The 25,393-nt window shown below is 73.1% G+C and carries 20 protein-coding genes and 1 riboswitch; of the genes, 10 read left to right on the top strand and 10 right to left on the bottom strand.

Features of this window, described 5'->3' with window-relative positions:
* Positions 1-32: 32 nt before the first annotated feature.
* A complete protein-coding gene (locus Q7L73_RS12575; protein ID WP_304693928.1) occupies positions 33-755 on the top strand; it encodes a hypothetical protein in 723 nt (240 codons plus the stop codon).
* Here Q7L73_RS12575 and glpX read toward each other — a convergent pair.
* A complete protein-coding gene (gene glpX / locus Q7L73_RS12570) occupies positions 746-1,747 on the bottom strand; it encodes a class II fructose-bisphosphatase (protein WP_304693926.1) in 1,002 nt (333 codons plus the stop codon). The genes Q7L73_RS12575 and glpX overlap by 10 nt on opposite strands.
* Positions 1,748-1,840: 93 nt before the next feature.
* On the opposite strand from glpX, the gene Q7L73_RS12565 reads away from it, so the two are divergent.
* From Q7L73_RS12565 to Q7L73_RS12540, 6 genes are all read left to right on the top strand, one after another.
* Positions 1,841-2,605: a dihydrofolate reductase family protein gene (locus tag Q7L73_RS12565; RefSeq protein WP_304693925.1), complete on the top strand. Its 765-nt coding sequence runs from the start codon at positions 1,841-1,843 to the stop codon at positions 2,603-2,605.
* Between the two features lie 42 nt (positions 2,606-2,647).
* The gene (gene pgl, locus Q7L73_RS12560; protein ID WP_304693923.1) at positions 2,648-3,352 is read left to right on the top strand and encodes a 6-phosphogluconolactonase; all 705 of its coding nucleotides are present in this window, start codon (positions 2,648-2,650) and stop codon (positions 3,350-3,352) included.
* A gap of 78 nt (positions 3,353-3,430) precedes the next feature.
* On the top strand, positions 3,431-4,744 hold the full coding sequence (gene egtB / locus Q7L73_RS12555) for an ergothioneine biosynthesis protein EgtB (RefSeq protein WP_304693921.1): 1,314 nt from the start codon (positions 3,431-3,433) through the stop codon (positions 4,742-4,744).
* Positions 4,745-5,752, top strand: coding sequence for an L-histidine N(alpha)-methyltransferase (gene egtD, locus Q7L73_RS12550; protein WP_304693919.1), 1,008 nt, complete (start codon positions 4,745-4,747; stop codon positions 5,750-5,752). It begins immediately after the preceding gene.
* Between the two features lie 191 nt (positions 5,753-5,943).
* The gene (locus Q7L73_RS12545; RefSeq protein WP_304693917.1) at positions 5,944-8,382 is read left to right on the top strand and encodes an FUSC family protein; all 2,439 of its coding nucleotides are present in this window, start codon (positions 5,944-5,946) and stop codon (positions 8,380-8,382) included.
* A gap of 156 nt (positions 8,383-8,538) precedes the next feature.
* Entirely contained in the window at positions 8,539-9,309 is a 771-nt protein-coding gene (locus tag Q7L73_RS12540; protein WP_304693915.1) for an SDR family NAD(P)-dependent oxidoreductase, read from the top strand.
* Here Q7L73_RS12540 and Q7L73_RS12535 read toward each other — a convergent pair.
* The 4 genes from Q7L73_RS12535 to Q7L73_RS12520 form a co-directional block, all read right to left on the bottom strand.
* Positions 9,306-10,496, bottom strand: coding sequence for an acetyl-CoA C-acyltransferase (locus tag Q7L73_RS12535; RefSeq protein ID WP_304693913.1), 1,191 nt, complete (start codon positions 10,494-10,496; stop codon positions 9,306-9,308). The genes Q7L73_RS12540 and Q7L73_RS12535 overlap by 4 nt on opposite strands.
* Positions 10,497-10,615: 119 nt before the next feature.
* The gene (locus Q7L73_RS12530; RefSeq protein WP_304693912.1) at positions 10,616-11,266 is read right to left on the bottom strand and encodes a metallopeptidase family protein; all 651 of its coding nucleotides are present in this window, start codon (positions 11,264-11,266) and stop codon (positions 10,616-10,618) included.
* 39 nt (positions 11,267-11,305) lie between these two features.
* On the bottom strand, positions 11,306-12,460 hold the full coding sequence (locus Q7L73_RS12525; RefSeq protein WP_304693910.1) for an acyl-CoA dehydrogenase family protein: 1,155 nt from the start codon (positions 12,458-12,460) through the stop codon (positions 11,306-11,308).
* A 168-nt stretch (positions 12,461-12,628) separates the two neighbouring features.
* Positions 12,629-13,564 (bottom strand): peptidoglycan-binding protein, encoded by a 936-nt coding sequence (locus tag Q7L73_RS12520; protein ID WP_304693908.1) that lies wholly within the window; start codon positions 13,562-13,564, stop codon positions 12,629-12,631.
* Between the two features lie 137 nt (positions 13,565-13,701).
* Positions 13,702-13,868, bottom strand: a riboswitch (cyclic di-AMP (ydaO/yuaA leader).
* Positions 13,869-14,125: 257 nt separating this feature from the next.
* Between Q7L73_RS12520 and Q7L73_RS12515 the strand changes: the two genes are divergently transcribed.
* Positions 14,126-15,319: an alanine racemase gene (locus tag Q7L73_RS12515; protein ID WP_370552446.1), complete on the top strand. Its 1,194-nt coding sequence runs from the start codon at positions 14,126-14,128 to the stop codon at positions 15,317-15,319.
* A 22-nt stretch (positions 15,320-15,341) separates the two neighbouring features.
* Here Q7L73_RS12515 and Q7L73_RS12510 read toward each other — a convergent pair whose 3' ends face one another.
* Positions 15,342-16,673, bottom strand: coding sequence for a D-arabinono-1,4-lactone oxidase (locus tag Q7L73_RS12510; RefSeq protein WP_304693904.1), 1,332 nt, complete (start codon positions 16,671-16,673; stop codon positions 15,342-15,344).
* Between the two features lie 53 nt (positions 16,674-16,726).
* On the opposite strand from Q7L73_RS12510, the gene Q7L73_RS12505 reads away from it, so the two are divergent.
* On the top strand, positions 16,727-17,068 hold the full coding sequence (locus Q7L73_RS12505; RefSeq protein ID WP_304693902.1) for a rhodanese-like domain-containing protein: 342 nt from the start codon (positions 16,727-16,729) through the stop codon (positions 17,066-17,068).
* A gap of 42 nt (positions 17,069-17,110) precedes the next feature.
* Here the strand turns inward: Q7L73_RS12505 and Q7L73_RS12500 are convergent, their stop codons facing one another.
* Positions 17,111-19,810: a hypothetical protein gene (locus Q7L73_RS12500; RefSeq protein WP_304693900.1), complete on the bottom strand. Its 2,700-nt coding sequence runs from the start codon at positions 19,808-19,810 to the stop codon at positions 17,111-17,113.
* Positions 19,803-21,962: a hypothetical protein gene (locus Q7L73_RS12495; RefSeq protein WP_304693898.1), complete on the bottom strand. Its 2,160-nt coding sequence runs from the start codon at positions 21,960-21,962 to the stop codon at positions 19,803-19,805. The genes Q7L73_RS12500 and Q7L73_RS12495 overlap by 8 nt, the downstream gene beginning before the upstream one ends.
* Positions 21,963-22,227: 265 nt before the next feature.
* Between Q7L73_RS12495 and Q7L73_RS12490 the strand changes: the two genes are divergently transcribed.
* Positions 22,228-22,611 (top strand): hypothetical protein, encoded by a 384-nt coding sequence (locus tag Q7L73_RS12490; protein WP_304715565.1) that lies wholly within the window; start codon positions 22,228-22,230, stop codon positions 22,609-22,611.
* A gap of 585 nt (positions 22,612-23,196) precedes the next feature.
* On the opposite strand, the gene Q7L73_RS12485 is transcribed toward Q7L73_RS12490, so the two are convergent.
* The gene (locus Q7L73_RS12485; RefSeq protein ID WP_304693894.1) at positions 23,197-24,720 is read right to left on the bottom strand and encodes a HAMP domain-containing sensor histidine kinase; all 1,524 of its coding nucleotides are present in this window, start codon (positions 24,718-24,720) and stop codon (positions 23,197-23,199) included.
* The gene (locus tag Q7L73_RS12480) at positions 24,717-25,391 is read right to left on the bottom strand and encodes a response regulator transcription factor (RefSeq protein WP_304693892.1); all 675 of its coding nucleotides are present in this window, start codon (positions 25,389-25,391) and stop codon (positions 24,717-24,719) included. Before Q7L73_RS12480 ends, Q7L73_RS12485 begins: the two co-directional genes overlap by 4 nt.
* Positions 25,392-25,393: the final 2 nt, after the last annotated feature.

The raw sequence follows: 25,393 nt of genomic DNA, 5'->3' as shown, positions 1-25,393 counted from the left end.
GTGACGGGCACAATCATCAGACAGTGCCTGCCGTGATCGCCGCTCTCTTCGCCCTCCTCGCCGCCGCCGCGGTCGCCGTCCGCAGGCGCGCCCGGCGCGCCCGCAGCTGGCCGGCGCGCTCCAAGATCGTCAGCGCCGCGGACAACACGACGCTCGACGACCGCGGCGCGGTCCGCTCGACGCAGGCGGCCGACCTGACGCTGTCGGAGGACGAGCTGGAGAAGCTCTGGAGCCCCGCTCAGCTGGAGCGGCTGGCGGCGACCTACTGGCGCTTCCTGACACGCGTCACGCTCGGGCTGATCCGGATCGACTACAGCGAGACGCAGCGGACGGTCGTGCTCGTGCGCGCGCCGCTGCGGCTGCTGCGCTTCGGCGCGCCCGAGTACGAGATGGACGGCGAGCGCGGGATCGTCCGCTGGCGGATCGAGGACGGCCTGCTGGTCGCGCGCGCGGGCCGCCACGGCGACGGCTACCTGCAGATCGACGTGCGCAGATGCCCGTCGTCAGAGCCCGGCAGCGGGCTGCTGCACGTCGAGGTCGAGGTGGCGAACTTCTATCCCTGGATCGCTACCTCGGTCAGCCGCCGCGTCTACCGCTGGACGCAGTCGGCGATCCACGTGCTCGTCACGCACGGCTTCCTGCGCTCGCTCGCGCGGCTCGATCTGGCCGAGTCGAAGGTCGGCCGCTTCGCGCCGGAGCGGGTCGAGGACGTCCCCGACCCGGCCCCGGCGAGCGGCGGCTCGAATCAGCCGTAGCGCTCGCCGGTGAGCGTGCGCAGCTTCGCGCGGTCGTGCGTCGCCAGCACGCGGCGGACGGTGCCCGAGCGCGAGCGCATCACGAGCGACTCGGTCGTCGCGCCTCTGCCGATATAGCGGACGCCCTGCAGCACGTCGCCGTCGGTCACGCCGGTGGCGGAGAAGAAGACGTCGTCGCCCCAGCAGAGGTCGTTCGTCGTGAGGACTCTGGAGAGGTCGTAGCCGGCGTTGACGGCCGCGTCCCGCTCGCTGTCGTCGCGCGCCCACAGGCGGCCGACGATCGCGCCGCTCATGCACTTCAGCGCGGCGGCGGTGATGACGCCCTCGGGCGTGCCGCCGATCCCGTACAGGAGGTCGACCGGCGAGCGGTCGCTGACGGCGAGCAGCGCCGCCGAGACGTCGCCGTCGGTGATCAGGCGGACTCTGCCGCCGGCCTCGCGCACCTCCGCCATCGCTCTCTCGTGGCGCGGGCGGTCGAGCATCACGACCGTGACGTCGCTGACGGTCTTGCCCTTGCGATCGGCGACCAGCTTGAGCGTCTCGGCGAGCGGGCGGTCGAGGTCGAGCAGGTCGGCGACCTCGTCGTTGCCGGCCATCTTCTCCATGTAGACGATCGGCCCGGGGTTGAACATCGTGCCGCGCTCGGCGAGCGCGATCACGGCGATCGCCGACGGCATCCCGAGCGCGCACAGGCGCGTCCCCTCCAGCGGGTCGACGGCGATGTCGACCTCGGGCGGCGAGCCGTCGCCGATCTGCTCGCCGTTGTAGAGCATCGGGGCCTCGTCCTTCTCGCCCTCGCCGATCACGACGGTGCCGTTCATCGGGACCGAGTCGAGCACGAACCGCATCGCGTCGACCGCGGCCTGGTCGGCGGCCTCCTTGTCGCCGCGCCCGACGAGCCGCGCCGCGGCCAGCGCAGCCGCCTCCGTGACGCGCGCCAGCTCCAGCGCGAGGTTGCGGTCGGGACGGTCAGGCTGGGGATTCGAGGTCATAGCGGCGGACGCTACCAACCCGGTCAGCGGTTGTACGACGATCTGGCGAGCGGAACGGGCCGAACTGGCGCCGACGGGGTACGGTCCGCGCAGATGCAGTTCAACCGCCTCCTCCCCGATCCCGGCCCCGTCGAGCTGACCGACCTGCTGCACGCGCTCGACCTCGCCGCCCGCGCGCCCGCCGAGCGCCCCTACGTGATCTCCAACTTCGCCGCCACGCTCGACGGGCGGATCGCGATCGACGGCCGCTCGGGCGGGATCGGCGACGACGGCGACCACGCCGTCTTCCGCCACCTGCGCACGCAGGCCGACGCGCTGCTCGTCGGCACCGGCACGATCGCGCACGAGCAGTACGGCCGCCCGCTGCGCGCCGCCGATCTGCGCGAGGTGCGCACGCGGCTCGGGCTCGACCCCGCGCCGCCGCTGGTGACGATCACGCGCAGCGGCAGACTGCCGCTGGAGATCCCGCTGTTCCAGGACCCCGAGGCGCACGTGATCGTCTACACGCCGCAGGCGCTGGCGCCGCCCGCGGTGCCGGCGCGCGTGCAGGTCCACCGCGTCGACGAGGAGCACGACGGGCCGCTGGGCGCCGCCGCGCTGCGCCACCTGCGCGCCGAGCACGGCGTCCGCTCCGTGCTGTGCGAGGGCGGGCCGCTGCTGCTCAGCTCGCTGCTGCACGGCGGGCTCGTCGACGAGCTGTTCCTGACGACCGCGCCGCTGCTGGCCGGCGGCGGCCCCGAGTTCCCGATGACCAGCGGCGACCCGCTGCAGCCTCCGCTGCCGCTGGAGCTGGTGTGGGCGCTGGAGCGCAACGGGTCGCTCTACACGCGTCATCGCGTGGCTATCGGCGGACGATAGGCTCAAGGCCCTCTCCCCCACCGTTCGAGGACTGGCTGCCAGATGATCCAACTGACCGTCGCCGGCGACGCCGAGGCCGCCGCCCGCACCACCGCCGAGCGGGTCGCCGCCGTGATCGCCGACGCGCGCGCCGAGCGCGGCGTCGTCCACATCTCCGTCGCGGGCGGTCGCACGCCCGCCGCCACCTACCGCCTGCTCGCGGACCTCGTGCACGACTGGAGCGGCGTCCACCTGTGGTTCGGCGACGAGCGCTGCGTGCCGCTCGACGACGCCGACAGCAACTGCAAGCTGATCGTCGACACGCTCCTCTCCGGCGCGACGCAGCCGCCGCCGACCGTCCACCCGGTGACCGGCGCGGCGGACGACCCGGCGACCGCCGCGGCCGCCTACGAGCAGGAGCTGCGCGACGAGCTCGGCGGCGACCTGCCGCGGCTCGACCTCGCGCTGCTCGGGCTCGGCGAGGACGGCCACACCGCCTCGCTCTTCCCCGACGACCCGGTGCTGGGGGAGCGCGAGAGGCTGGTGCTGCCGGTCCACGGCACGAAGCCGCCGTTCGACCGCATCACGCTGACGCTGCCGGCCCTGCGCGCCGCCCGCCGCACGATCGTGCTCGCCGAGGGAGCGGGCAAGGCGTGGGCGATCGGGCAGCTGCTCGCCGGCCCCTCGCCGAGGATCCCCGCCAGCCTGATCGACTACGACGGCGCCGAGATCGAGCTGATCGTCGACCACACCGCCGCGCCGAGCTGAGGCGAAGACGACGCAGCCGACCGGCGCGTCGACGCTCCAGGTTTTGGTTTCGGTGGCAAAGTGAAAGACTGGAAGTCGATGCCGAGCCAGACGGCAGCCCACGCGGGCGACGTGCAGCAGATCGTGGAAGCGCTCGCGGAGACGCGTCGACGGACGCTCGCGCTCGTCGCCCACCTCGACGACGCGACGCTCGAGACGGTCCACTCGCCGCTGATGAGCCCGCTCGTCTGGGACCTCGGCCACATCGCCGCGTTCGAGGACCTGTGGGCGGTCCGCCAGCTCGGCGGCGGCGAGCTGCTGCGGCCTGACCTGGCGGTCGTCTACGACGCCTTCGAGACGCCGCGCGCCGACCGCGGCGAGATCCCCTTCCTGCGTCGCGACGAGGCGCTCGCCTACCTCGACGCGGTGCGCGAGCGGACGCTCGCGCAGCTCGCCCGCGGCGGCGCCGACGCGACGATCCACGAGCTGGTGCTGCGGCACGAGCAGCAGCACGGCGAGACGATGCTGCAGACGATGGAGCTGGCCGCGCTGCCGACCCCGCCCGACATGCTCGCCCCGCCGCTGCGGCCGGGCGGGCGGGCCGGTGCGACGCCCGGCGCCGGCGGCCTGGAACTGGTCGAGCTGCCGGCCGCGCGCGTGCTGCTGGGCGCGGCCGAGCACGGCTTCGCCTACGACAACGAGCGGCCGCGCCACGCGACCGACGTGCGCGGCTACCGCATCGGCCTCACGCCGATCACGAACGCCAGCTACCTGACGTTCGTCGAGGGCGGCGGCTACGAGCGGCGCGAGTGGTGGTCGCGCGAGGCGTGGGCGTGGAAGCAGGAGTACGACATCGAGCACCCGGCCGGCTGGGAGCGCGACGGCGACGGCGCGTGGCTGGAGCGGCGGCTCGATCGCCGCGTCCCGCTCGACCCCGACGCGCCCGTCGTGCACGTCTCGTGGTTCGAGGCCGACGCCTTCGCCCGCGCGCACGGAGCGCGCCTGCCGACCGAGGCGGAGTGGGAGACGGCGGCGACCTGGGACCACGCGACCGGCGCCAAGCGCGAGGCGCCGTGGGGCGAGGGCGACGGCCACGGCCGCGCCAACGTCGACTGGCGCCGCTACGGCACCGTCGCGGTCGGCTCCTATCCCGACGGCGCGGCCGCGAGCGGCTGCCTCGGCATGATCGGCGACGTCTGGGAGTGGACCGCGAGCCGCTTCGACGCCTATCCCGGCTTCTCCGCCTACCCGTACAGGGAGTACTCGGAGGTCTTCTTCGGCGGCGACTTCCGCGTCCTGCGCGGCGGCTCGTGGGCGACGCGGACGCGTGTCGCGACCGCCCCGTTCCGCAACTGGGACCACCCGCAGTGCCGCCAGATCTTCGCCGGCTTCCGGATCGCAAAGGACATCTAGATGACCCCCCTGCCGCTGGTCGACCCGACGATCCGGATCGACTCCCATCTCGACGCGGCGCACGAGCGCGGCCTTGCCGACGACGTGCTCGACGGCCTCACGCGGCCGTTCAAGGAGCTGCCGCCGAAGCACTTCTACGACGAGCGCGGCTGCGAGCTGTTCGACGCGATCTGCGAGCTGCCGGAGTACTACCCGACGCGCACCGAGCGCGGGCTGCTGGAGCGCCATGCGGACGCGCTGGCGGCGGTCGGCGGCGGCGCCGCCGAGCTGGTCGAGCTGGGCTCGGGCACGGCCGCCAAGACGCGCGTGCTGCTGAGCGCGATGGAGCGCCGCGGGACGCTGCGCCGCTACGTGCCGTTCGACGTCGCCGAGTCGGTCGTGCGCGACAGCGCCGAGGCGCTCGTGCGCGAGTACGGCGGGCTGCGGGTGCACGGCGTCGTAGGCGACTTCGAGCGCCACCTCGGCGAGATCCCCTCTCCGCGCGAGGGCGAGCCGCGGATCGTCGCGCTGCTGGGCGGCACGATCGGCAACTTCCCGCCCGGCTCGCGGCGGCGGCTGCTGCGCGAGATCGGCGAGCTGCTCGGGCCCGACGACCGGCTGCTGCTCGGCACCGGCCTGGTGACCGAGGTCGAGGCGCTGGAGGCCGCCTACGACGACAGCGCCGGCGTCACCGCCGACTTCAACCGCAACGTGCTGGCGGTCGTGAACCGCGAGCTGGAGGCCGACTTCCCACTCGACGGCTTCGCCCACGTCGCCTTCTTCGACCGGCGGCACGAGTGGATCGAGATGCGGCTGCGCGCGCTGCGGCCGCTGTCGGTGCTGGTCGGCGCGCTGGATCTGCGCGTCGAGGTCGCGGCCGGCGAGGAGATCCGCACCGAGATCAGCGCCAAGTTCACGCGCGCGCGGGTCGCCGACGACTTCGAGGCCGCCGGCCTGCGGCTCGACGAGTGGTTCGAGGACGACGACGGCCGCCACGCCCTCTCGCTCGCCGCACGCGTCCGCGACTGACGCCGTCGCGCCGCGGCCCCGCGGGCGGCGTGACGCGTCGGCGCCGCCCGCCCACCGGCGTGACGCGCCGCCGCCGCCCGCTCACCCGCGTGACGCGCCGCCGCCCACCCGCGTGACGCGTCGGCGCCGCCCGCTCACCCGCGTGACGCGCCGCCGCCCCGCAGCGTGCGGCGTGACGTAGGATCGCGGACGTGCCAGCGACGCCCCGCCGCACCGCGCTCGAGAACGCCGCCCGGCTCGCGCTCGTCGGTTCGGTCGCGTTCGCGCTGACGCTCGGGCCGCTCGACGATCCACCGGCGGCCGCGTTCGCGATCTTCGGCAGCTTCGCCTTCCTGCTGTTCGCCGACTTCGGCGGAACGCGCGGCGACCGGCTGCGCTCCTACCTGCTGCTCGCGCTCGCCGGCGCCGCGCTGACCGCGATCGGCACCGCCTGCTCGCGCGAGCTGCTGCCGGCGGTCGCGGCGACGGCCGCCTGCGGCTTCCTCGCGCTCTTCTCAGGCGTGCTCGGCGGCAGCTTCGCCGCCGGCTCGACCTCCGCGATCCTCGTGCTCGTGCTGTCGGTCGCGATCCCGGCACCGCTGTCGGAGCTGCCGTCGCGGCTGCTCGGCTGGGGCGTCGCGGCGGCGCTCGCGATCCCGGCGCTGCTGCTGCTGTGGCCGACCCGCCCACGCGACCGCCTGCACGCGGCCGCGGCCGCCGCCTGCCACGCCTTCGCCGCGCTCGCGACGGCGCGCGTCGACGGCATCGACGCGGGCGCGCCGCCGGACGCAGGCGCGGCTCACGCGGGGCGCGAAGCTCACGCCGCGGGCGCGGCTCACGCGGGGCGCGAAGCTCACGCCGCGGGCGCGGCTCACGCGGCGGGCGAGGCCGGCGCCGACGCCTTCGCGCGAGCCCGTGAAGCGGCGCTGGCCGCGGCCGCGCAGCTGCGCGAGCGCTTCTACGCGACCCCGTACCGGCCGACCGGCGCGAGCGGCCGCGCGGCGGCCCTCGCCGCGCTGGTCGACGACCTCGACTGGCTCGCGCAGTTCGCCGCGCACGCCCCGCCGCCGGCGCGCGCCGATCTGCGCTTCCCGACCGAGACGGCCGAGCTGGAGCGGGCCGTCGCGGCGCTGCTGACGGCGGCGGCCGACCGCCTCGACGGCGGCTCTTCGCAGCCCGACTTCGCCCGTCTCGCGGCAGCGCGCGCAGCCCTCGGCGCAGCCCTGCTCGACGCGATCGAGAACGCGCCGGCCGGCGCGGGCGAGGTCGAGCGAGCGCTGGAGCAGGCGTTCGCGCTGCGGATGCTGTCGTACGCGGCCTGGCACCTCGCCGCCGACGCGCTGCGCGCACGCGGCGAGGCGGTGCCGGAGGTCGACGAGGCAGAGGCGGAGACCAGCGCGGCCGGCGGCGGCATGGGCGTCGAGGTCGCCCGCGACGCGGTCGTCGCCTCCGGGCGGCTCGCGGCCGCCTACGCCAGCACCCGCTCGGTCTGGTTCCGCAACAGCGTGCGCGGTGCGGTCGGCCTCTCGCTCGCGGTCGCGATCGGCCAGGTCGCCGAGTTGCAGCACGCCTTCTGGGCGGTGCTGGCGATGGTCTCGACACTGCGCTCGCGCGCGGTCAACACCGGCTTCTCGCTGCTGCAGGCGGTCGGCGGCACGTTCGCCGGGATCGTCGCCGGCGGGCTGCTGGTGGCCGTGATCGACGGCGACCGCACGCTGCTGTGGTGCGCGCTGCCGTTCGCGCTGCTGCTGGCCGCCTATGCGCCGAGAGCGATCTCCTTCGTCGCCGGACAGGCCGCCTTCTCGCTCGCCGTGCTGGTGATCTTCAACCTGATCAGACCGGTCGGCTGGCAGGTCGGCCTCGTGCGGATCGAGGACATCGCGATCGGCGGCACGATCAGCCTCGCGGTCGGCCTGCTGCTGTGGCCGCGCGGCGCCGCCGCCGTCCTGCGCGACAGCCTCGCGACGGCGTACGCGAGCAGCGCCGCGGTGCTCGACGCGACGGTCCGCAAGCGCCTCGGCGACGCCGCCGCGCGCACCCCCGGCGCCACGCCAGCGCCGAGCCCGGCGTCAGCGCCGCCCAGCGCGCCGCCCGCCGTCGACGGTGTGGCGCCCGCCCCCAGCGCGCCGCCCGCCGTCGATCGCGATGCCGCCCTCGCCCACGCGATCGCCGCCTCGGTCGCGGACGCGCGGCGGCTCGACGACGCGCTGCGCCAGTGCCTCGCCGAGCCGGGCGGGACCGCGCGGGAGCGGTTCGGCGAGCTGACCCGGCTGGTCGCCGGCAGCGGCCGCGTACGCCGCACCGCCCACTCGCTCCGCAGCGGCCGCGTGCTGCTGCCACTCACCGCCGCCGACGGCACCGCGGCCGGCGCGGCGCAGGGACGGCTCGCGCTGGAACGGGAGCTGGAGCAGCTGAGCGCATGGCTGCGCGCGCTCGGCCAGGCGATCGAGCACCGTGCTGCGGCGCCCGCGCCGCAGCCGCCCGCCGCCCCGCCGCACGCCCCGCCCGCCACCGCCGCCCCGCCGCTGCCCGCGACCGTCGCGCTCGCGTGGGCGCATCAGCACCTCGCGGCGCTGCGCCGCCTCGAAGCGCCGCTCGCCGAGGCCGCCGACGCGCTCCAGCGGGAGCCGCGTGAAGTTACGGTCGAATAACGACAGCAACTTCACTCACCTGCTTTCCGGTGCAAGGCGGAATGTGGGTTCCGGCGGCGGCGCGGGGCGGCGGCGGGCGGGCGTGCGCGCGTGGCGGCGCGCGGAGACGGGCTCTGCCGGAGTCGCTCGGGCCGCGGGCTCGTTAGCCTCGCGCGGATGCAGATCGAGAACACTGCGGCGCTCGTCGCCGGCGGCGCCTCCGGCCTCGGCGCCGCGACCGCCCGCGCCCTCCACGCCGCCGGCGCGCACGTGACGATCGCCGACCGCGACGCAGATCGCGGCACCGCGCTGGCCGCCGAGCTGGGCGAGCGCGCCGCCTTCGCCGCCGCCGACGTGACCGACGCCGACAGCGTCGCCGCGGCGGTCGCGAGCGCGGCGGCGACGAGCGCCGGCGGCCTGCGGATCGCGGTCTGCTGCGCCGGCGTCGGCCATGCCGAGCGGACCGTCTCCAAGCGCGGCGCGCACGGCCTCGACGCCTTCGCGCGCGTGATCGGCGTCAACCTGATCGGCAGCTTCAACGTGCTGCGGCTCGCGGCCGAGGCGATGAAGGGCAACGAGCCCGACGCCGGCGGCGAGCGCGGCCTCTGCCTGCTGACCGCCTCGATCGCCGCCTACGACGGCCAGATCGGCCAGACCGCCTACGCCGCCTCCAAGGGCGGCATCGTCGGCCTCACGCTGCCCGCGGCGCGCGACATGGCGCAGTACGGCGTCCGCGTCGTCACGATCGCCCCCGGCACCTTCGACACCCCGCTGCTCGCCGGGCTGCCCGAACCGGCCCGCACCGAGCTGGGCCGCGCAGTCCCGTTCCCCTCGCGCCTCGGCGACCCCGCCGAGTTCGGATCCCTCGCCGTCCACGTCGCGCACAACGCGATGCTCAACGGCGAGGTCATCCGCCTCGACGGGGCGCTGCGGATGCCTCCGCGCTAGTTCAAGCGCTCCACGATCATCGCCTGGCCCATGCCGCCGGCGACGCACATCGTCTCGAGGCCGATCGTCTTGTCGAGCGTCTCGAGGTCGTTCAGCAGCGTCGTCATGATGCGCGCGCCGGTCATCCCGAAGGGGTGGCCGAGCGCGATCGCGCCGCCGAACGGGTTCAGCTGCTCGTCGGAGACGCCCCACTCGCGCTGGCAGGGGACGACCTGCGCGGCGAAGGCCTCGTTCAGCTCGACGACGTCGACGTCGGAGATCGACATGCCGGCCTGCTTGAGCACCTTGCGGACGGCCGGGATCGGGCCGAGGCCCATGTACTCCGGCTCCAGCGCGCCGACGGCGGAGGCGATGATCCGCGCGCGCGGCTTGAGGCCCAGCTCGGCCGCCTTCTCGGCGCTCGTGACCAGCACCGCCGCCGCGCCGTCGTTGAGCGGGCAGGCGTTGCCGGCGGTGACGGTGCCGTCGGCTCTGAAGACCGGCTTCAGCGCCGCCAGCTTCTCCGCCGTCGTGCCCGGCCGCGGGCCGTCGTCGCGCGTCACCGTCGCCGCGGCGACCGTGACCTCCTCGCCCTCCGGCGTCGTCTCGACGTGCTCGGGCACCTCGACCGCGACGATCTCGCGATCGAAGTGGCCGTCGGCCTGCGCGGCGACCGCGCGCGACTGCGAGATGACCGCCCAGCGGTCCTGCTCCTCGCGCGTGACGCCCTCGCGCTCGGCGACGTTCTCGGCCGTCAGGCCCATCGGGATGTAGACGTTCATCAGCGAGCCCGGCGAGCCGTCGAGCTGCGGGTGGAACGGCACCGCCGCCCCCTCCGCGCGCGAGACGGCCTCGACGCCGGCCGCGACGTAGACGTCGCCCTCGCCCGCGGCGATCGCGTGGAAGGCCATCCGCAGCGTCTGCAGCGACGAGGCGCAGAAGCGGTTGAGCGTGCAGCCCGGGACGGATGTCGGATAGCCGGCCAGCAGCAGCGCGTTGCGGCCGACGTTGTAGCCCTGCTCGCCGCCGCCGTTGGCGGCGCCCATCATCACGTCGTCGATCAGCGCCGGGTCGAGGCCCGGATTGCGGTCGAGCAGCGCCCGCAGCGGGATCGCGGCGAGGTCGTCGGCGCGCACGGAGCGCAGCGAGCCCTTGCCGGCGCGGCCGATCGGCGTGCGCACGGCGTCGACGATCACGGCTTCAGCCATGGTGCTTCCTTTCTGGAGGTGCCCGGCGGTCGCACTCCACGGGCATCGTCATCCCCGGCGGTCTCACTCCACGGGGGCCTGCGGCCAGGGTAGCCGCCCGACGCGGGCGGAGGCCCCGGTCACAGCCCGAGCCCGCGCACGCCGTCCTCGTCCCAGCCGAGGTGGTGCGCCAGCTCGTGGCGCAGCGTGCGCGTGACCTGCGCCTTCAGCAGCTCGGTGTCGTGCCCGAAGTCGCGCAGCAGCGTGTCGCGGTAGATGATGATGCGGTCGGCGAAGCCGTCGCGGGCGACCGTGTCGCCGTGGTAGAGGCCGTAGGCGCCGCGGCGGCGGCCGCCGTCGGAGACGACGATCGCGACATGCTCCAGCGCGCGGTGGAACTCAAGCGGCAGCTCGTCGATCGCGCGCCGCACGACCGTCTGGAAGTCCTCCTCGTTCCAGGGGTCGAAGAGGTCCTCGTCGTAGTCGTCGTCGCCGTAGAGGTCGTCGTCAGCCTCGCCCCACGAGCCTTCTCTGGCGAGCCTCTCGCTGCGGTCGACGAGCGCGTCGAACTCCTCGTCGGTCTCGGGGTCGCGCCAGCCGGCGAGCGGCCCCGTCACGAGCGACATCACGAACGCCAGCACGAGCACGCCGGCGGAGACGACCGCGATCCCCTGGAACAGGCGCATCGGATAGTCCTCGCTGAACCCCTGGTAGAGGGTGAGGACCGCGATGCCGACCAGCAGGGCGACGATGGCGGCGAAGGCGATGCGCTTGGGCGTAGGTGCACGCATGGGCGTGCACCTACGGTAGCCGACCGCGCGAAGTGCGTGTTACCGCAGGGTTCGCGCGATCACCACGCGCTGGATCTCGTTCGTGCCCTCGTAGATCTGCGTGATCTTCGCGTCGCGCAGCATCCGCTCGACCGGGTACTCGTTGACGTAGCCGTAGCCGCCGAGGATCTGGACCGCCTCGACCGTCACGCGCATCGCGTTGTCGGAGTTGTAGAGCTTCGCCATCGCGGAGTACTTGCCGCGATCGGCGTCGTCGCGGTCGGCCTTCGCGCACGCCTGGTAGAGCAGCTCGCGGCCGGCGGCCGTCTGCGTCTCCATGTCGGCGAGCTTGAACTGGATGCCCTGGAACTGGTTGATCGACTTGCCGAACTGTCTGCGCTCGCGCGCGTAGGCGGCGGCGTAGTCGGTCGCGCCCTGGGCGATCCCGAGCGCCTGCGCGGCGACGCCGAGGCGCGAGTAGTCGAGCGTGCCGAGCGCGACGTGCATGCCCTTGTTGACCTCGCCGATCAGGTTCTCGGCGGGGATCCGCACGTCGTCGAAGATCGGCTGGCCGGTCGGGCTGCCCTTGATGCCGAGCTTGTGCTCGTAGTTGCCGACCGAGAAGCCCTCGCGGGTTCTCTCGACGACGAAGGCGCTGATCCCCTTCGAGTGGCCGGCGTTCGGGTCGGTGACGGCGAAGACGATGTAGAAGTCGGCGACGCCGAGGTTCGAGATCCAGTTCTTCGTGCCGGTGACGATCCAGTCGTCGCCGTCTCTGACGGCCTTCGTGATCATGCCGCCCGGGTCCGAGCCGGCCTCCGGCTCAGACAGCGCGAAGGCGGGCGTCCACTCGCCGGTCGCGCACTTCGGCAGGAAGCGGTTTCTCAGCTCCTCGGAGCCGAACAGCTTGATCGGCAGCGTGCCGAGCTCCTGCACCATCAGCATCAGCGCGGTCGAGGCGCACGCCTTCGCGATCTCCTCGACGGCGATGTTGAGCATCAGCACGCCGGTGCCGGTGCCGCCGTGCTCGGTCTCGAACGGGAGGCCGAACAGGTTCAGCTCCGCGAACAGCTCGCGCAGGTCCCAGGGGTACTCGGCTCTGAGGTCGATGTCGCGGGCGCGCGGCGCCACGCGCTCCTGCGCGACCTGGCGGATCGTGTCGCGGAAATCACGCTGCTCGTCAGTGAGGGCGTAGGCATCGGCAAGTGCGGACATGCGGGCGATGCTACTCCGGCGTCGTCGCCGCCAGCCCCGATACGAGCACGGTCACCTATCTCCCCGGCGCGACAGCCGTCGCGTCCCGCGACGGACCGGAACGACCGAGGGGCCGCGCCGTCTATGCGGCGCGGCCCCTCGGGACGCAGCGGGTGAAGTGGCTGAGGCCTAGTAGCCGGCCGGGTGACGAACCGTGAAGCCCGAGTTGGAGCGCATGTCCGACTGCCAGCGCGACGGGTTGGCGCCGCTGGTGTCGAAGCGGAGGCCGGCGATGACCATGTACATGTGGCCGCCGTTGGCGTACGTGGTGATCCACTTGCCTCTGCCGCTCGCCTCCCAGTTCATGAAGGAGCCGGAGGGCATCGACTCGTCGAGCAGGCCCGCTCTGTAGAGCGCGTAGCTGACGGAGCCGGAGCAGTCGTAGCCGCGGTCGATCCACTTGCCGTGGCCGCCGCCGTAGACGTACGGCTTGGTCGCGATCTCGTTGCCGGCCTCGATCGCGTCCTTGACCGCCTGCGGCGCGTCGGCCGGGGCGACGGCGAGGCCGTTGGCGAGCAGCTTCGCTCTGCCGATCGGCGCGTCGACCGTCGTCATGTCGAAGTCGGCACCGCCGACGTTGCTGCCGCTGCCGGCGCTGGACGCGTCGCCGATTCTGCGCAGGACGGTGACCGTCTGCGCGTCGACGATGCCGGTGACGGGCAGCTCCTGCGTCTGCTGGAAGCGCTTGACGAGCTTCAGCGTGCCGGAGCCGAACTGGCCGTCGACCGTGGTCGTGAAGCCGGCGCGGTCGAGGTAGTCCTGCAGGACGCGGACGTCCTGGCCGGTCATGCCCTTCTTGAGGGTGCGGTCGCCGAGGTGGCGGCCGATGCCGGTGCTCTTCGCGCGGGTCTTGCTCTTCGGCTTCGCCTTCGTGTTCGGCTCGACGACGCCGCGGATCTTCGTGACGAAGGCGGAGTCGACGACGCCGTCGACGGTGAGGCCGTAGCGCTTCTCGAACTTCTTGACGTTGCCGAGCGTGATCGGACCGAAGTCGCCGCCGACCGGAGTCGAGAAGCCCGCTCTCGTGAGGTAGTCCTGCAGGACTCGGACGTCCTGACCCGACATGCCCTGCGACAGCGTGCGTCTCCCCAGCGAGGCGCCGAAGGAAGCGGATGGAACGAGCAGCGCGGCCGCAAGCGCTGCGACTCCAACCGCAGCACAACGCTTGACAGACAGCACAGCAGTGAACGACAAGGTGCAACCCCTTCTCTTTCGGGCGCCTGCGGGGTTAGCTGACGGGCTCGCGCAGAAAGAGCAGCGCTACGTCGTATCCCTTACGACGATTCGCCCCGTGAGCCCCAGGGTCGGGACTCGCTGGTTCCCCCGCTCCCCGGCGGTTGCGACGCTGGGGATTCGGCTGGGTTCTTGAACGACGCGAGCAGGCTAGCAAGGGATGCGGCGCGATGTCGACCCGTTATGGATCGAGGGGCCCTTTCCTGGACGCATCGCGTGCGTGCGCGCGCGTCATGAAGCGCACCCCGCTCAAACCGCGTTCATAACGCTTTGGAAAAACGGTTTATGACCCCAAGCGGGCGCCCGGCCGCTATCGTCGCCGCCGTGCAGGACTCCTCCCCACGGCGCGACGCGCCCGCCTCCGGCGCGCGGCCGCTTGCCCCGGACGCGCAGCTGGCGCGCCTGAACCGCGCCACCGCGGCGCTCGACCCGCCGTTCGCGGTCGTCGACCTCGACGCCTTCCGTCGCAACGCCGCCGACCTGCTGCGCCGCGCCGGCGGCCGTCCGATCCGCCTCGCCAGCAAGTCGCTGCGCTGCCGCGCGCTGCTGGAGCGGACGCTCGCCTCCGACGACGGCTTCCGCGGGACGCTCGCGTTCACCCTGCCGGAGGCGCTGTGGCTGGCCGGCAACGGGCTGCGCGACCTCGTCGTCGCCTACCCGACCGCCGACCGCGCCGCCGTCCGCGCCCTCGCGGCCCGCGACGACGACGCCGGGATCGCCCTGATGGTCGACGACGTCGCCCAGCTCGACTGGCTGGAGGGGGTGATCGCCGGCACGCCCGGCGGGACGGAGCCGCGCCCGCTGCGGCTCTGCATCGACGTCGACGCCGGCTGGCGGCCGCTCGGCGGGCGGATCCGCATCGGCGCCAAGCGCTCGCCGCTGCACACGCCGGGGCAGGCGGCGGCGCTGGCGCGGGCGATCGCCGCACGGCCGGCATTCCGGCTGGTCGGGCTGATGGCGTACGAATCGCAGATCGCCGGTGTCGGCGACAAGCCGCCCGGGGCGCCGCTGAGAGCGCTGGCGGTGCAGGCGATGCAGCGCGCCTCGGCGCGCGAGCTGGCGAGACGGCGCGCCGAGATCGTCGCCGCCGTGCGCGCCGTCGCGCCGCTGGAGCTGGTCAACGGCGGCGGCACCGGCAGCCTCGAGCTGACCGCCGCCGAGCCCGCGATCACCGAGCTGGCGGCCGGATCGGGCCTCTACGGGCCGACGCTGTTCGACGCCTACACGCGCTTCTCGCCGCTGCCGGCGGCGCTGTTCGCGCTGCCGGTCGTGCGCCGGCCCGGCCGCGGCGTCGCGACCGCGCTCGGCGGCGGCTATCTCGCCTCCGGCCCGGCCGACCGCGCCCGCCTCCCCCGCCCGCTGCTGCCGGCCGGCCTGCGGCTCGACCGCCAGGAGGGCGCCGGCGAGGTGCAGACGCCGCTGCTCGGCGCCGCCGCCGACGGCCTGCGCGTCGGCGACCGCGTCTGGATGCGGCACGCGAAGGCCGGCGAGCTGTGCGAGCGGTTCGCCGCGCTGCATCTGATCGAGGGCGATCGCGTCGTCGAGACGGTGCCGACGTATCGCGGTGAGGGAAAGACGTTTCTCTAACCCTCAGGTCGAGGGTTCGGCTTCAGGTCGAGATCGCCTGCGCGGCGGGCGGTTGCGCCATGACCGGCCCGAGCACGCGGTCGCTGTAGGCGTTGCCGAAGCGACCGCCCGGATCGAGTGTCGCGCGGACCTGCTGGAACCGGTCCCAGGCGGGATAGCGGGTCCGCAGCGTCGCCGCCGTCTGGAAGTGGCGCTTGCCCCAGTGCGGGCGCCCGCCGTGCTCGTCCATGATCTGCTCGACGGCGCGGAAGTACGGGCGCCATTCCATTCCCCGGAACATGTGCACGGCGATGTAGCCGCTGTCGCGGCCGTGGACCGGGCTCAGCAGCGCCTCGTCGGCGGCGACCTGGCGCACCTCGATCGGGAACGGCACGCGCAGCCGCCGCTGCTCGATCAGCTCCAGCACCCGCCGCAGCGCGGTCGTCGTCTCGCCGCGCGGCAGCGCGTACTCCATCTCGGTGAAGCGGACGAGCCGTCTGGTCGCGAAGACGCGGTCGCTGCGGTCGCGCTTCTCGCTGCCGCCGGCCAGTCGCGTGACGGCGCGGTTGAGCTGCGGGATCAGCGGCGGCGCCGCCCGGCCGGCGAGGCAGAAGGCGTGGAAGGCGTGGTTGGTCAGCAGCACGTCCTCGGCCCAGGCGCGCCGCGGCGAGCGCGGCGCCGGCGGCTGCTCGACGCGGTTGTTGGTGCGCGTCAGCGCCGTGCGCGTGTAGGGGAAGACGTAGAACTCGAAGTGGTCGTTGGCGGCGCCGAGCGCGTCGAACCGCTCCAGCGTCTGCTCCAGAGGCGCCGGCGCGTCGACGCCGTGGAGCGTGAAGGCCGGCACGCAGCGCAGCGTCACGGCGCTGACCACGCCGAGGCTCCCGACCCCCACGCGCGCCGCCAGATAGGGATCGAGGTCGGCGTCGCGCGCGCTCAGCTCGCGCGTCGTGCCGTCGGCCAGCACCAGCTCGACCGCCTCCGCCTGCGCGGAGATGTTCGGCAGCCGCGCGCCGGTGCCGTGGGTCGCGGTCGAGATCGCGCCCGCGATCGTCTGCGCGTCGACGTCGCCGAGGTTCTCCAGCGCCAGCCCGTGCTCCGCGAGCGCCCCGTTGAGCGCCCGCAGCGTGATCCCGCCCTCGACGCGGACGCGCCCGCCGGCGCGGTCGACGTCGAGCACGCGATCCATCCGCTCCAGCGTCAGCAGCCGCCCGTCGCTGCAGGCGACGTCGGTGAAGGAGTGGCCCGAGCCGGCGACCCGCACCCGCTCGCCGGCGGCGTCGGCCCGCTCCAGCGCGGCCGCGACCTCCGCGACCGAGCCGGGCCGCTCGATCGCCCGCGGCCGGCAGCTCTCGTCGCCTGCCCAGTTGCGCCACACGCCCGCGAGCCTACCCCGGTCGGCCATGGCCTGCGCCGACTATCCTGCTGGTCATGTCGAGTCCCACCGAACACACTCCCGCCGAGGTCCACGCGCTGCTCGCGGAGGACGACTCGATCCAGCTCGTCGACGTGCGCGAGCCGCACGAGTTCGAGGCCGGCTCGATCGCCGGCGCCAAGCACGTCCCGCTGGGCGAGCTGATGACCGCCGCCGAGCAGCTCGACCCCAACCGCCCGGTCGTCTTCCAGTGCCGCGTCGGCGGCCGCTCGCAGATGGCGACCGACGCCTTCCGCGCCTCCGGCTGGGACGCCCGCAACATGACCGGCGGGATCGTCGCCTGGGTCGACGCCGGCCTGCCGCTGTCGGACCCCGACGGCACCGTCGCCGACCACTGAGCACGACGGCGCCCGTCTCGCGACGGGCGCCGTCCCGTCAGCTCAGCGAGCCCGCTTCTTCGCTCTCGCTCTGCTCGACGCTCTTCTGGCCGCGCAGCCGCCGATCTTCAGCTTCTGCGCGGCGTCGCGCCGTCTGCCGTTGTGGCCGACGAACGCGAGCGTCGCTCTCGCACTCCGCGCCTTCGCGCCGCAGAGGTCGTCGACGACCCCGATCGGGCCGTTCGTCGAACCGCTCGCGAGCGCGAGTCTGAACTTCGTCACCGGCACGTCGGGGACGGTGTCGAAGGTCGTCCGCAACCGCAGGTCGGGCGTGATCGTGACCTTGCCGACGAGGTCGACGTCGACGAGACCTCTCAGCCGCACGACGAGATCCGGCAGTCTGCGGTCCGGCGTGTAGACGAAGTAGGCCGGCCCGGTGAGCGGGTCGCGCAGCAACGGCGTCACCGCCGTGCCGGTGCCGACCTGCATCGGGCATCTGTCGGCCTGGAACTGCTCGAGCGTGCACGCTCTTCTCTTGTTGACGACGTCGAGGCGCGAGTTGAGCACCTTCGGCAGCGTCACCTCGACCGAGCGCAGGCCGCCCTGCCCGGCGGGCTGGGTCAGCGTCGCCGTGAACGGCGTCCGTCTCCCTCTCGCCGTCTTGCCTCTGCTGCCGACCGCCAGCGTCATCGCCGGCCGCACCGGCAGACGGCCGCAGCTGCCGACCTGGAAGCGCGACCCGACGGCCGCGGCGGCGCCCTGCTGGGAGCCGACGACGCCGTCGATCCGCTTCGCCGAGCAGCTCGTCGGGTTGAGCATGAAGCCCGGCTTGTCGACGGCGACCGAGACCGCGCGGATCTGCAGCGGGATCCCCTGCAGGATCCGCGGCAGCGGGTCGGAGACGATCCGCAGCGAGGCGTCGCGGCGGTCGACGAAGATCGCCGCCCGCACGACGACCGTGCCGAGGTCGAACGGCCCGGCGACGGCCGGGACGACGAACGCCATCCCGAGCGGCGCGCCCTTGTACGGGCCGGTGATGTACGCGCGGCCGGGCAGCTGGAACGGCGTCGCGCCCGGCCCGCTCGTCGTCGTGACGGTGCCGACGCGCGAGCCCTCGCCACAGGCGCCGGCGGCGGCCGCCGCGTCGGCGCAGAGGTCGGCGCTGGCGATCTTGCCGGTCAGGCCCGGCGGCAGGTCGACGGTCAGGTCGCGCAGCTCCTGATCGTGGTCGCCGCGAGCGAACGTCAGCGAGAAGGTCGACGAGGCGCCGCCGACCGGGTTCGCGGTACCGGCCTGGAAGCCCGGCGCGAAGCCGACCGGCTGACAGTCCTGGTCGACGGTCATCGGCGTCGTCGCCGTGACGGTTCTGCCGGTCCAGCCGGTGATCGACGTCTCTGACTGGTAGGTCCCGCAGACGCGCGGGTTCGTCAGCGGCGCCCGCGGCCCGCTCTTGAACGACAGGTCGAACTGCTCGAACGGCAGCTGCGGGTTGTCCTCGAACGTCGTCGTCAGGCGTCCGCTGACCGGATCGGGATCGGTCCGCCCGGCCAGCTTGATCTGCACCCCGCTGCCCTCGGCGACGATGTACAGCGCCACCAGCGAGCCGAACAGGTTGTCGTTCTGTCTCGCGAGGAAGACCGAGCCGGTCAACGGCTCGCTCAGCAGCGGCGACTTGATCGAGACGCCGCCGATCTTCGAGGCGTCGGGACAGGTCACCGCGCTGTCGGTTCTGTAGCCGAACTGAGCGGGCGCGCAGCCGACGAGCCCGTTCGCCGACGACGGCGACAGCGTCATCCCCTCGGGCAGCACGATCTTCACGCCTCTGACGTGCGCGGTCGCGACGCCGTCGGGGAGGTCGTTCTGCGGCACGGCGATGCGCACGTCGAGCCCGGTCGGCGCGGCCGCCTCGCGCGCCGTCGGCTTCGCCGACATCGTCGGCGCGAACGGCACGCGATCGCAGTTCTCGCCCGGATCGTCGAGGGTGTCGGTCGCGGTGACCTCCTTGCCCTCGTACGAGTACGCGCGCAGCGTCGTCGTGGCGTAGGTGCCGCATTCGGTCGGAGCCGTCATGAACGGCACGCGCGGCCAGTCTCTCGCGGCGTTGGCGGGGTTGCTGTCCGCCGGCACCCCCCACAGCGTGACCGAGTTGGCGATCAGCGGATGCGCGAGCGGCAGCTCGTCGACGATCGCGGTCAGGCCGCCGTCCGGCTTCACCTTGATTCTGATGAAGGCGTAGAGGGCCGGGTTCGGCTTGATGCCGAGCAGCGCCGGCTCGTCGGGGCCGTGCTCGAGGTTGAAGATCCCCGAGTCGGTGAATCTCTGGCCGAAGAAGCCGGCCGCCATGATGTCCGTCACGCCGACCTGGCTGCGCGCCGGGCACGGCTCCTCGGACAGGAACCGGTCGACCGAGCAGGCGTCGAACGCGGTCGGGTTGCCCACGAGGCCGACCGGCATGTCGATCTCGACGCGTCTGACGCGGCCGTACGACACCGGCTCGGGCGGGACTATCGGATAGAAGGGGCCTCTGATCAGCTCGTTGCGGAAGCCGAACGTCGTGCTGACATCCGGGTGGCCGCCGACCTGGAGACTGCTCGTGCCGGTGTCGAACGACTCCAGCGCGAACTGCTCCGGATCGAGCCAGAGGTTGCCGTCGGCGAGCGCCGGCGCGCTGCCGGCGGCGATCAGCGCCGCGCCGACGCCGACGACGGCCGCAGCGCGCGCGAGCGCGACGCCCCAGCGTGAGGTGAGACGCGGATCAGCCACGCAGCGTCACCTCCCGGCGGACGGTCGTCGCCGACTCCGAGTACGCCACGGTGATCGTCACGCGCAGTCTCCTTCTCGATCTCAGCACGGCACGCGCCTGGCGGGAGAGGCTCAGCGAGAGCCGCGCGGTCCCGCCGCTTCTGACGGCCGCGACCGAGCGCGCGACGCGGACCGTGCGCCGCCCGATTCTCGCTCTGCCGGTCGCGGTGACGACACCGCGCTCGTTCGCGCGCACGCGCAGCACGATCCGGCCGCTGCGGGCGAACGCTCTGCGCTGCTTGGCGGTGAAGCCGGTGACCGTGAGCCGCGCGACCTTCGGGGCCGGGTCGAGCTCGTCGCCGGGCCCTTCGAAGACGCTCGTCCCGGGCGTCTGCGGCGCAGACGGCGTCGCGAGCGGGCCCTGGCAGCGATCCCCCTCGCACGCGGGCGGGGTCGCCGGCAGCGGGAAGCCGCCGCCGACGCGGGCGGCGTAGAGATCGGCCACGTCGTTGCGGTCGAGCTCCGGGATCAGCCGCGCGCTCGTGACGAAGAAGACCGTGCTGCCGTCGTCCGAGTTGTCCATGTAGAGCGCGTTCGCGCGCTGGGTGCCGGGCGAGATCAGCCGCACGACGCCGTCGCGCCACTCGTAGACGTCGACGTAGGCGTTGACGTCGGCGGGGACGAGCTGCTCGGCCGATTCGAAGAAGACGCTGCCGTCGTCAGCGATCACGCGGCCGAGCTGCGGGTTCTTGCGCAGCGTGTTGGCGAGCCCGACGTTGCGCGGGTTGACGCCCGACGCGACCGACCAGTTGCCGATGTTCGCGTCGCCGGCGGCGGGTGCTCCGCCCGGCGTCGCCGAGATCCGCTGCACTCCTGCGGCGGGTGTCCAGCGGTAGACCTGTCTGTAGCCGGTCGCAGCCTCGCCGTCGAACGAGCCGAGCGAGCTGAACGCGATCGAGCTGCCGTCCGGGGCGATTCTCAGCCCGCGCGAGTCGACCGCGGGGCTGCCGACGGTGTAGTAGTCGAAGATGTCGAGCGCGTCGAGCGCCCCGAGCGTGAACGTCTGGGCGTCGCGCACGACCTGCAGGTCCCAGGCGTCGGTGTAGGTGACGAGCGTCGACCCGTCAGCCGAGAAGCCGAGGAAGTTCGCGCCCATCGGATCGGTCGCGGCGAGCGTCAGTCTGTCGCTCGCGACGTCGTAGCGGTAGACGGCGTTGCCGGCCTCCTTCGCCTCCGGCGTCAGTCTCTCGCTCGTCTGCAGGAAGACGGTCTCGCCGTCGCCGGTGGCGCCGACGAAGATGACGTCGCCCGGCACGTCGCCGCCGCGCCGCGGCGAGACGTCGCGGAGCTCGTCGCCGTCCAGCATGAAGACGTTCTGGGCGAGCGGCTCGGAGCCGAGCAGCGGACCGACGTGCTGGAAGAAGACGCGCGAGCCGTCACGAGAGATCACGCCTGCCTGCCCCAAGCTGGAGCCGCGTGGCACCTCGCCTCCGGCCGCCGCTCCGTTGGCGTCCCTCGACACGAGCCGGATGCCGTTCGGCGTCCACTCGTAGACGTCGACGTCGGAGTTCGTGTCCTGCGGCACGAGTCTCAGGCCGCTCTGGAAGAGGCCGTATCTGACGTCGTCGGAGGCCGCGATCGGGTTGCGATCGACGTTCGGGTCCTTGATCGGGTCAGGCGTGGGGGCGAGCCACCGCGGGGCGCCACCGCCCTCCCACAGGTAGGCGCTCTGCGTGCCGGGCGCGACCTGGCCGGGCGGATCGCCGCCCCAATCGGGGGAGATCCCCTTGTCGGTTCCGAACGCCGCGCGGCTGCCGTCTGGAGAGACGAAGAAGACCGCCGCGCCGTAGCCGCCTCTGGGCTCGGCGACCGCCGGGCCCGTGACCCACTGGGTCTCCCAGCCTGTCGGCGTCCGCCGCGAGCAGAAGCCGTCCGGCGCGATCTCGCCGTTGACCGGCGCGTCCGCGAGCGCGTTCTCGGCGTCGAAGCAGACGACGTCGCCGCTCGGAGTCGCCATGCCGCTTCCGGGCAGCACCTTGCCCGAGCTGCCGGGCGGCGTCACCAGCTCGTATGCGCGATCGGCCGCCTGCGCCGCCGATCCCGCCGCAAGCGCGCAGAAGCCCGCACCGACGACAGCCGCGGCAAAGTGCCGGCGGCCCGTTCGTGTCCTCATTCTCGTCCTCTCCTCCCAGCCCTGGGCGCCGCCGCACGACCGCCGCGACCCAGCCGTCATTTGCGAACTGCTTCGTTCGAGAGTAATAGAGCCCCTCGACGAAGACAAATGCGAACGTTTCTCTAGCACGCGACACCGACGGTGACTCCACTCCATGACGAACGGGGGCCGCACCTCACGGCGCGGCCCCCACTTGACACATCTAACGCGTTACGAATTCAACGCTACCGAATGTTCGATTCAGCCGAACGTCGCGCCCGGGAGGGTGACGCTGAGGCTGGAGTCGGCACTCGCCGTGCAGATACCGCCTAGCGTCAAGGTCAGCGGGATGGTGCCCGTCAGCGTGATCGTCGACGTTCTCGTTAGTCTGCCGGTCATCGTGCCGGCGTATAGGCAGGTGCCGCCGAGGATGTTCGTGACTAGGAGCGAGACCGCAGCCGTCGCGACCCCGGTCGTTAGGCTTGAGCTTATCGTTATGTCGCTGCTCTTTCTCGCGGCGGTGATCGTGCCTCTACAACCGCTGGCGGTGAACGCGGTCACAGAACCGCTGGCGCCGGTCGCCGAGGCGTTGATCCCGCTGAGGTTGCAGGAGCCGTTGCCGAGCGACGATATGGTGGTGAAGGTGCCCGTTCCCGCTCTTGTGCTGTAGGGATTCGGGGTGATCGTCGCCGCCGCGGGCGCGGCGAAGACGACGGCCGAGACGGCCGCGGCGGCGACCAATGCGGCGCCGCGCTTGATGAACTTCATGGATTGTCTCCTCTGTTGGACGTGTACTGCGACCACCGCGGTGCCTGCTGCCTGGCGACGCACTCAACGACGGCAAGCGGAGGACTGCGCGCCCCGATCGGAGATCGAGAGCACGTCCGGACAGCCCATCCAAACTCATCTGCAACGCAATTCGACGTTGCGCCGCTTGCGTGCGTCCCCTGACACAACGACCGTACCATGACGCTCCATAAGCCTGCAACTCGTTGAGCCAGCTCGCGGTAGTTCAAATCTTGACCCGAACGGCGTTCGTTCAAGTCACAATCGAACCGCGACCGTACGCGCACGACGCGTTTCTTCGCCGAAAATCAAGGCGGTAACGAGGAATCCGGTCGTGAACCCGTGTCTCTCAATCAGTCGCCCCGGTTACGGGACCGCCGGCACCCAGCCCAAAAACCCTCCGATCGGACCCCCTCCGATCGGATGTAAGAACGCTGACGCGCCAGTCGGTTCGGCGCCGCGAACGAGCTCAGGAGCGCGCCGGCTGCTCGCGGCCGGCGCGGCGGCCGGCGGCGCGGAAGCCGGGCAGGACGAACGCCACGCGGGCGCCGCCCTCGGGCGAGCTGGAGGCGTAGATGCGGCCGCCGTGGGCCTCGACGATCGCGCGCGCGATCGCCAGGCCGAGGCCGGCGCCGCCGGTGCGGCGGGCGCGGGCGGTGTCGGTGCGGTGGAAGCGGTCGAAGACGCGGTCGCGCTGCTCGGGCGGGATGCCGGGGCCGTCGTCCTCCAGCGCGAACTCGATCCGGCTGCGGCCCAGCGGCGTCACCGTCAGCCGCACCAGCCCCTGCGGGCCGGTGTGCTCGACGGCGTTGCGGGCGAGGTTGCGGACGACCTGGGCGATCCGGTCCTCGTCGGCGATCAGCCTCCCCTGCGGCAGCTCGCCGAGCTCGAAGCGGCGGTCGGCGGTCAGCGTCAGCGAGTCGAACAGCTCCTCGACGAACGGCGCCAGGTCGACCGTGCCCGGCCGCACCAGCTCGCCCTCGTCGGCGCGCGCCAGCAGCAGCAGGTCCTCGACCAGCCGCTCCATCCGCAGCACCTCGGTGCGGACGACCTCGTCGACGTGGCGGACGTCCTCCTGTCTGACGTCTCTCTGCCGCGCCAGCACCTCCAGCTGGCCGCGGATCACCGTCAGCGGCGTGCGCAGCTCGTGCGAGGCGTCGGCGACGAAGCCGCGCTGGCGCGCGAAGGCGTCCTCGAGCCGGTCGAGCATCGAGTCGAAGGCGTCGGAGAGGACGCGCACCTCGTCACGCGGGCCTCTCGAGCCGATCCGCTGCGAGAGGTCGCCGGCGGTCACCTCGGCGGCGGTCGTCGCCATTCTGCGCAGCGGCTTCGACAGCCGCGTCGCGAACGCGAAGCCGAGCCCGATCGCGACCAGCAGCGTCAGCGAGCCGGCGACGAGGAAGGTCCGCGCGACGCCGCTCTGCGCCCGTCCGACCGACGCCGCCGACTCGCCGACGCCGACCTCGGCGACCTTTCTGCCGCCGCGGATGACGGAGACGAAGTAGAGCCGCAGCGGCTCGTCGTTGACGCGCACGGTCGAGAGGCCGAGGTCGGCGGTGCGCAGCGCGCGCGCCTCGCCGCTCTCCCTGCGCGGGCCGAGCACGTCACGGCCGACGCGCTGGTCGCCCTCCTCCTCCGGGCTCAGCTCCGGCAGGTTGGAGACGATCGTGCCGCCTCTGACGCGGATCAGGTAGAGGCGCGCGGTGGCGCCGTAGGAGCGGCGGTCCTGGATGTAGATCTCGGCGGCGGTGACGAGCGCTCTCGGTCTCGTGTCGTAGCCGAGCCGGTCGTCGACCGCTCTCGCGTCGGTCTTGAGGTCCTGGTCGATCTGGTTGCGGACCTGCGTCCCGGTGCCGCGATAGGTCGCGATGAAGGCGGTCCCGAGCGAGACGAACAGGATCAGCGAGATCGCCAGCGCCAGCCGCGCGCGCAGGCCGCGGACCCAGCGCCACCGCCTGTGGGAGCCTCTGTCGCTGCTCCCCCGCACGCTCATGGCCGTGTCGTCAACCGGTATCCGACGGAGCGGAGCGTGTCGATCGGCGCCGGCCTGCCCGGCAGCTCCAGCTTCCGTCGCAGGTAGCGGATGTAGACCTCGACGACGTTCGTGCCGGGGTCGAAGTCGTAGCCCCAGACGGCGCTGAGGATCTGCTGCCGCGACAGCGCCTGGTCGGGGTGGCGCAGGAAGTAGGCGAGCAGGTCGAACTCGCGCGCCGACAGCCGCAGCTCGACGCCGTCGCGGCGGACGGTGCGGCCGAGCAGGTCGAGCTCGATCCCGGCCGCCGACAGGGTCGTCGCGTCGCGCTGGCGCGGCCGCCGCAGGTGGGCCCGCACGCGCGCCGCCAGCTCGTCGAACGAGAACGGCTTGGTGACGTAGTCGGTCGCGCCGCCGTCGAGGCCGGCGACGCGGTCGTCGACGGTCGCGCGCGCGCTCAGCATCACGACCGGCAGCTCCGGCTTGACGCGCCGGATCGAGCCGAGCACCGCGAGCCCGTCACGGCCCGGCAGCATCACGTCGAGCACGACCAGGTCGACGTCGTCGTGCAGCGCCCGCTGCTCGCCCTCGATGCCGTCGCCGGCGACCGTGACGGCGTAGCCCTCGGCCTGCAGGCCGCGCTGGACGAAGTCGGCGATCGCGGTCTCGTCCTCGATCACCAGGATGCGCATGA

Source organism: Conexibacter sp. CPCC 205762, assembly GCF_030646155.1.
Taxonomy (GTDB): Bacteria; Actinomycetota; Thermoleophilia; order Solirubrobacterales; family Solirubrobacteraceae; genus Conexibacter.
The sequence above is the reverse complement of the archived record's forward strand: the minus strand, read 5'-3'. Positions and strand labels throughout refer to the sequence as shown.

Excerpts from the sequence above, each read along its gene's own strand:
- Q7L73_RS12485 (WP_304693894.1), bottom strand. The coding sequence starts at position 24,720 with ATGAGCGTGCGGGGGAGCAGCGACAGAGGCTCCCACAGGCGGTGGCGC.
- Q7L73_RS12565 (WP_304693925.1), top strand. The coding sequence starts at position 1,841 with ATGCAGTTCAACCGCCTCCTCCCCGATCCCGGCCCCGTCGAGCTGACC.
- Q7L73_RS12525 (WP_304693910.1), bottom strand. The coding sequence starts at position 12,460 with ATGTCCGCACTTGCCGATGCCTACGCCCTCACTGACGAGCAGCGTGAT.
- Q7L73_RS12535 (WP_304693913.1), bottom strand. The coding sequence starts at position 10,496 with ATGGCTGAAGCCGTGATCGTCGACGCCGTGCGCACGCCGATCGGCCGC.
- Q7L73_RS12540 (WP_304693915.1), top strand. The coding sequence starts at position 8,539 with ATGCAGATCGAGAACACTGCGGCGCTCGTCGCCGGCGGCGCCTCCGGC.
- Q7L73_RS12505 (WP_304693902.1), top strand. The coding sequence starts at position 16,727 with ATGTCGAGTCCCACCGAACACACTCCCGCCGAGGTCCACGCGCTGCTC.
- Q7L73_RS12520 (WP_304693908.1), bottom strand. The coding sequence starts at position 13,564 with ATGTCGGGTCAGGACGTCCGAGTCCTGCAGGACTACCTCACGAGAGCG.
- pgl (WP_304693923.1), top strand. The coding sequence starts at position 2,648 with ATGATCCAACTGACCGTCGCCGGCGACGCCGAGGCCGCCGCCCGCACC.
- glpX (WP_304693926.1), bottom strand. The coding sequence starts at position 1,747 with ATGACCTCGAATCCCCAGCCTGACCGTCCCGACCGCAACCTCGCGCTG.
- Q7L73_RS12495 (WP_304693898.1), bottom strand. The coding sequence starts at position 21,962 with ATGAGGACACGAACGGGCCGCCGGCACTTTGCCGCGGCTGTCGTCGGT.
- Q7L73_RS12480 (WP_304693892.1), bottom strand. The coding sequence starts at position 25,391 with ATGCGCATCCTGGTGATCGAGGACGAGACCGCGATCGCCGACTTCGTC.
- egtD (WP_304693919.1), top strand. The coding sequence starts at position 4,745 with ATGACCCCCCTGCCGCTGGTCGACCCGACGATCCGGATCGACTCCCAT.
- Q7L73_RS12530 (WP_304693912.1), bottom strand. The coding sequence starts at position 11,266 with ATGCGTGCACCTACGCCCAAGCGCATCGCCTTCGCCGCCATCGTCGCC.
- egtB (WP_304693921.1), top strand. The coding sequence starts at position 3,431 with ATGCCGAGCCAGACGGCAGCCCACGCGGGCGACGTGCAGCAGATCGTG.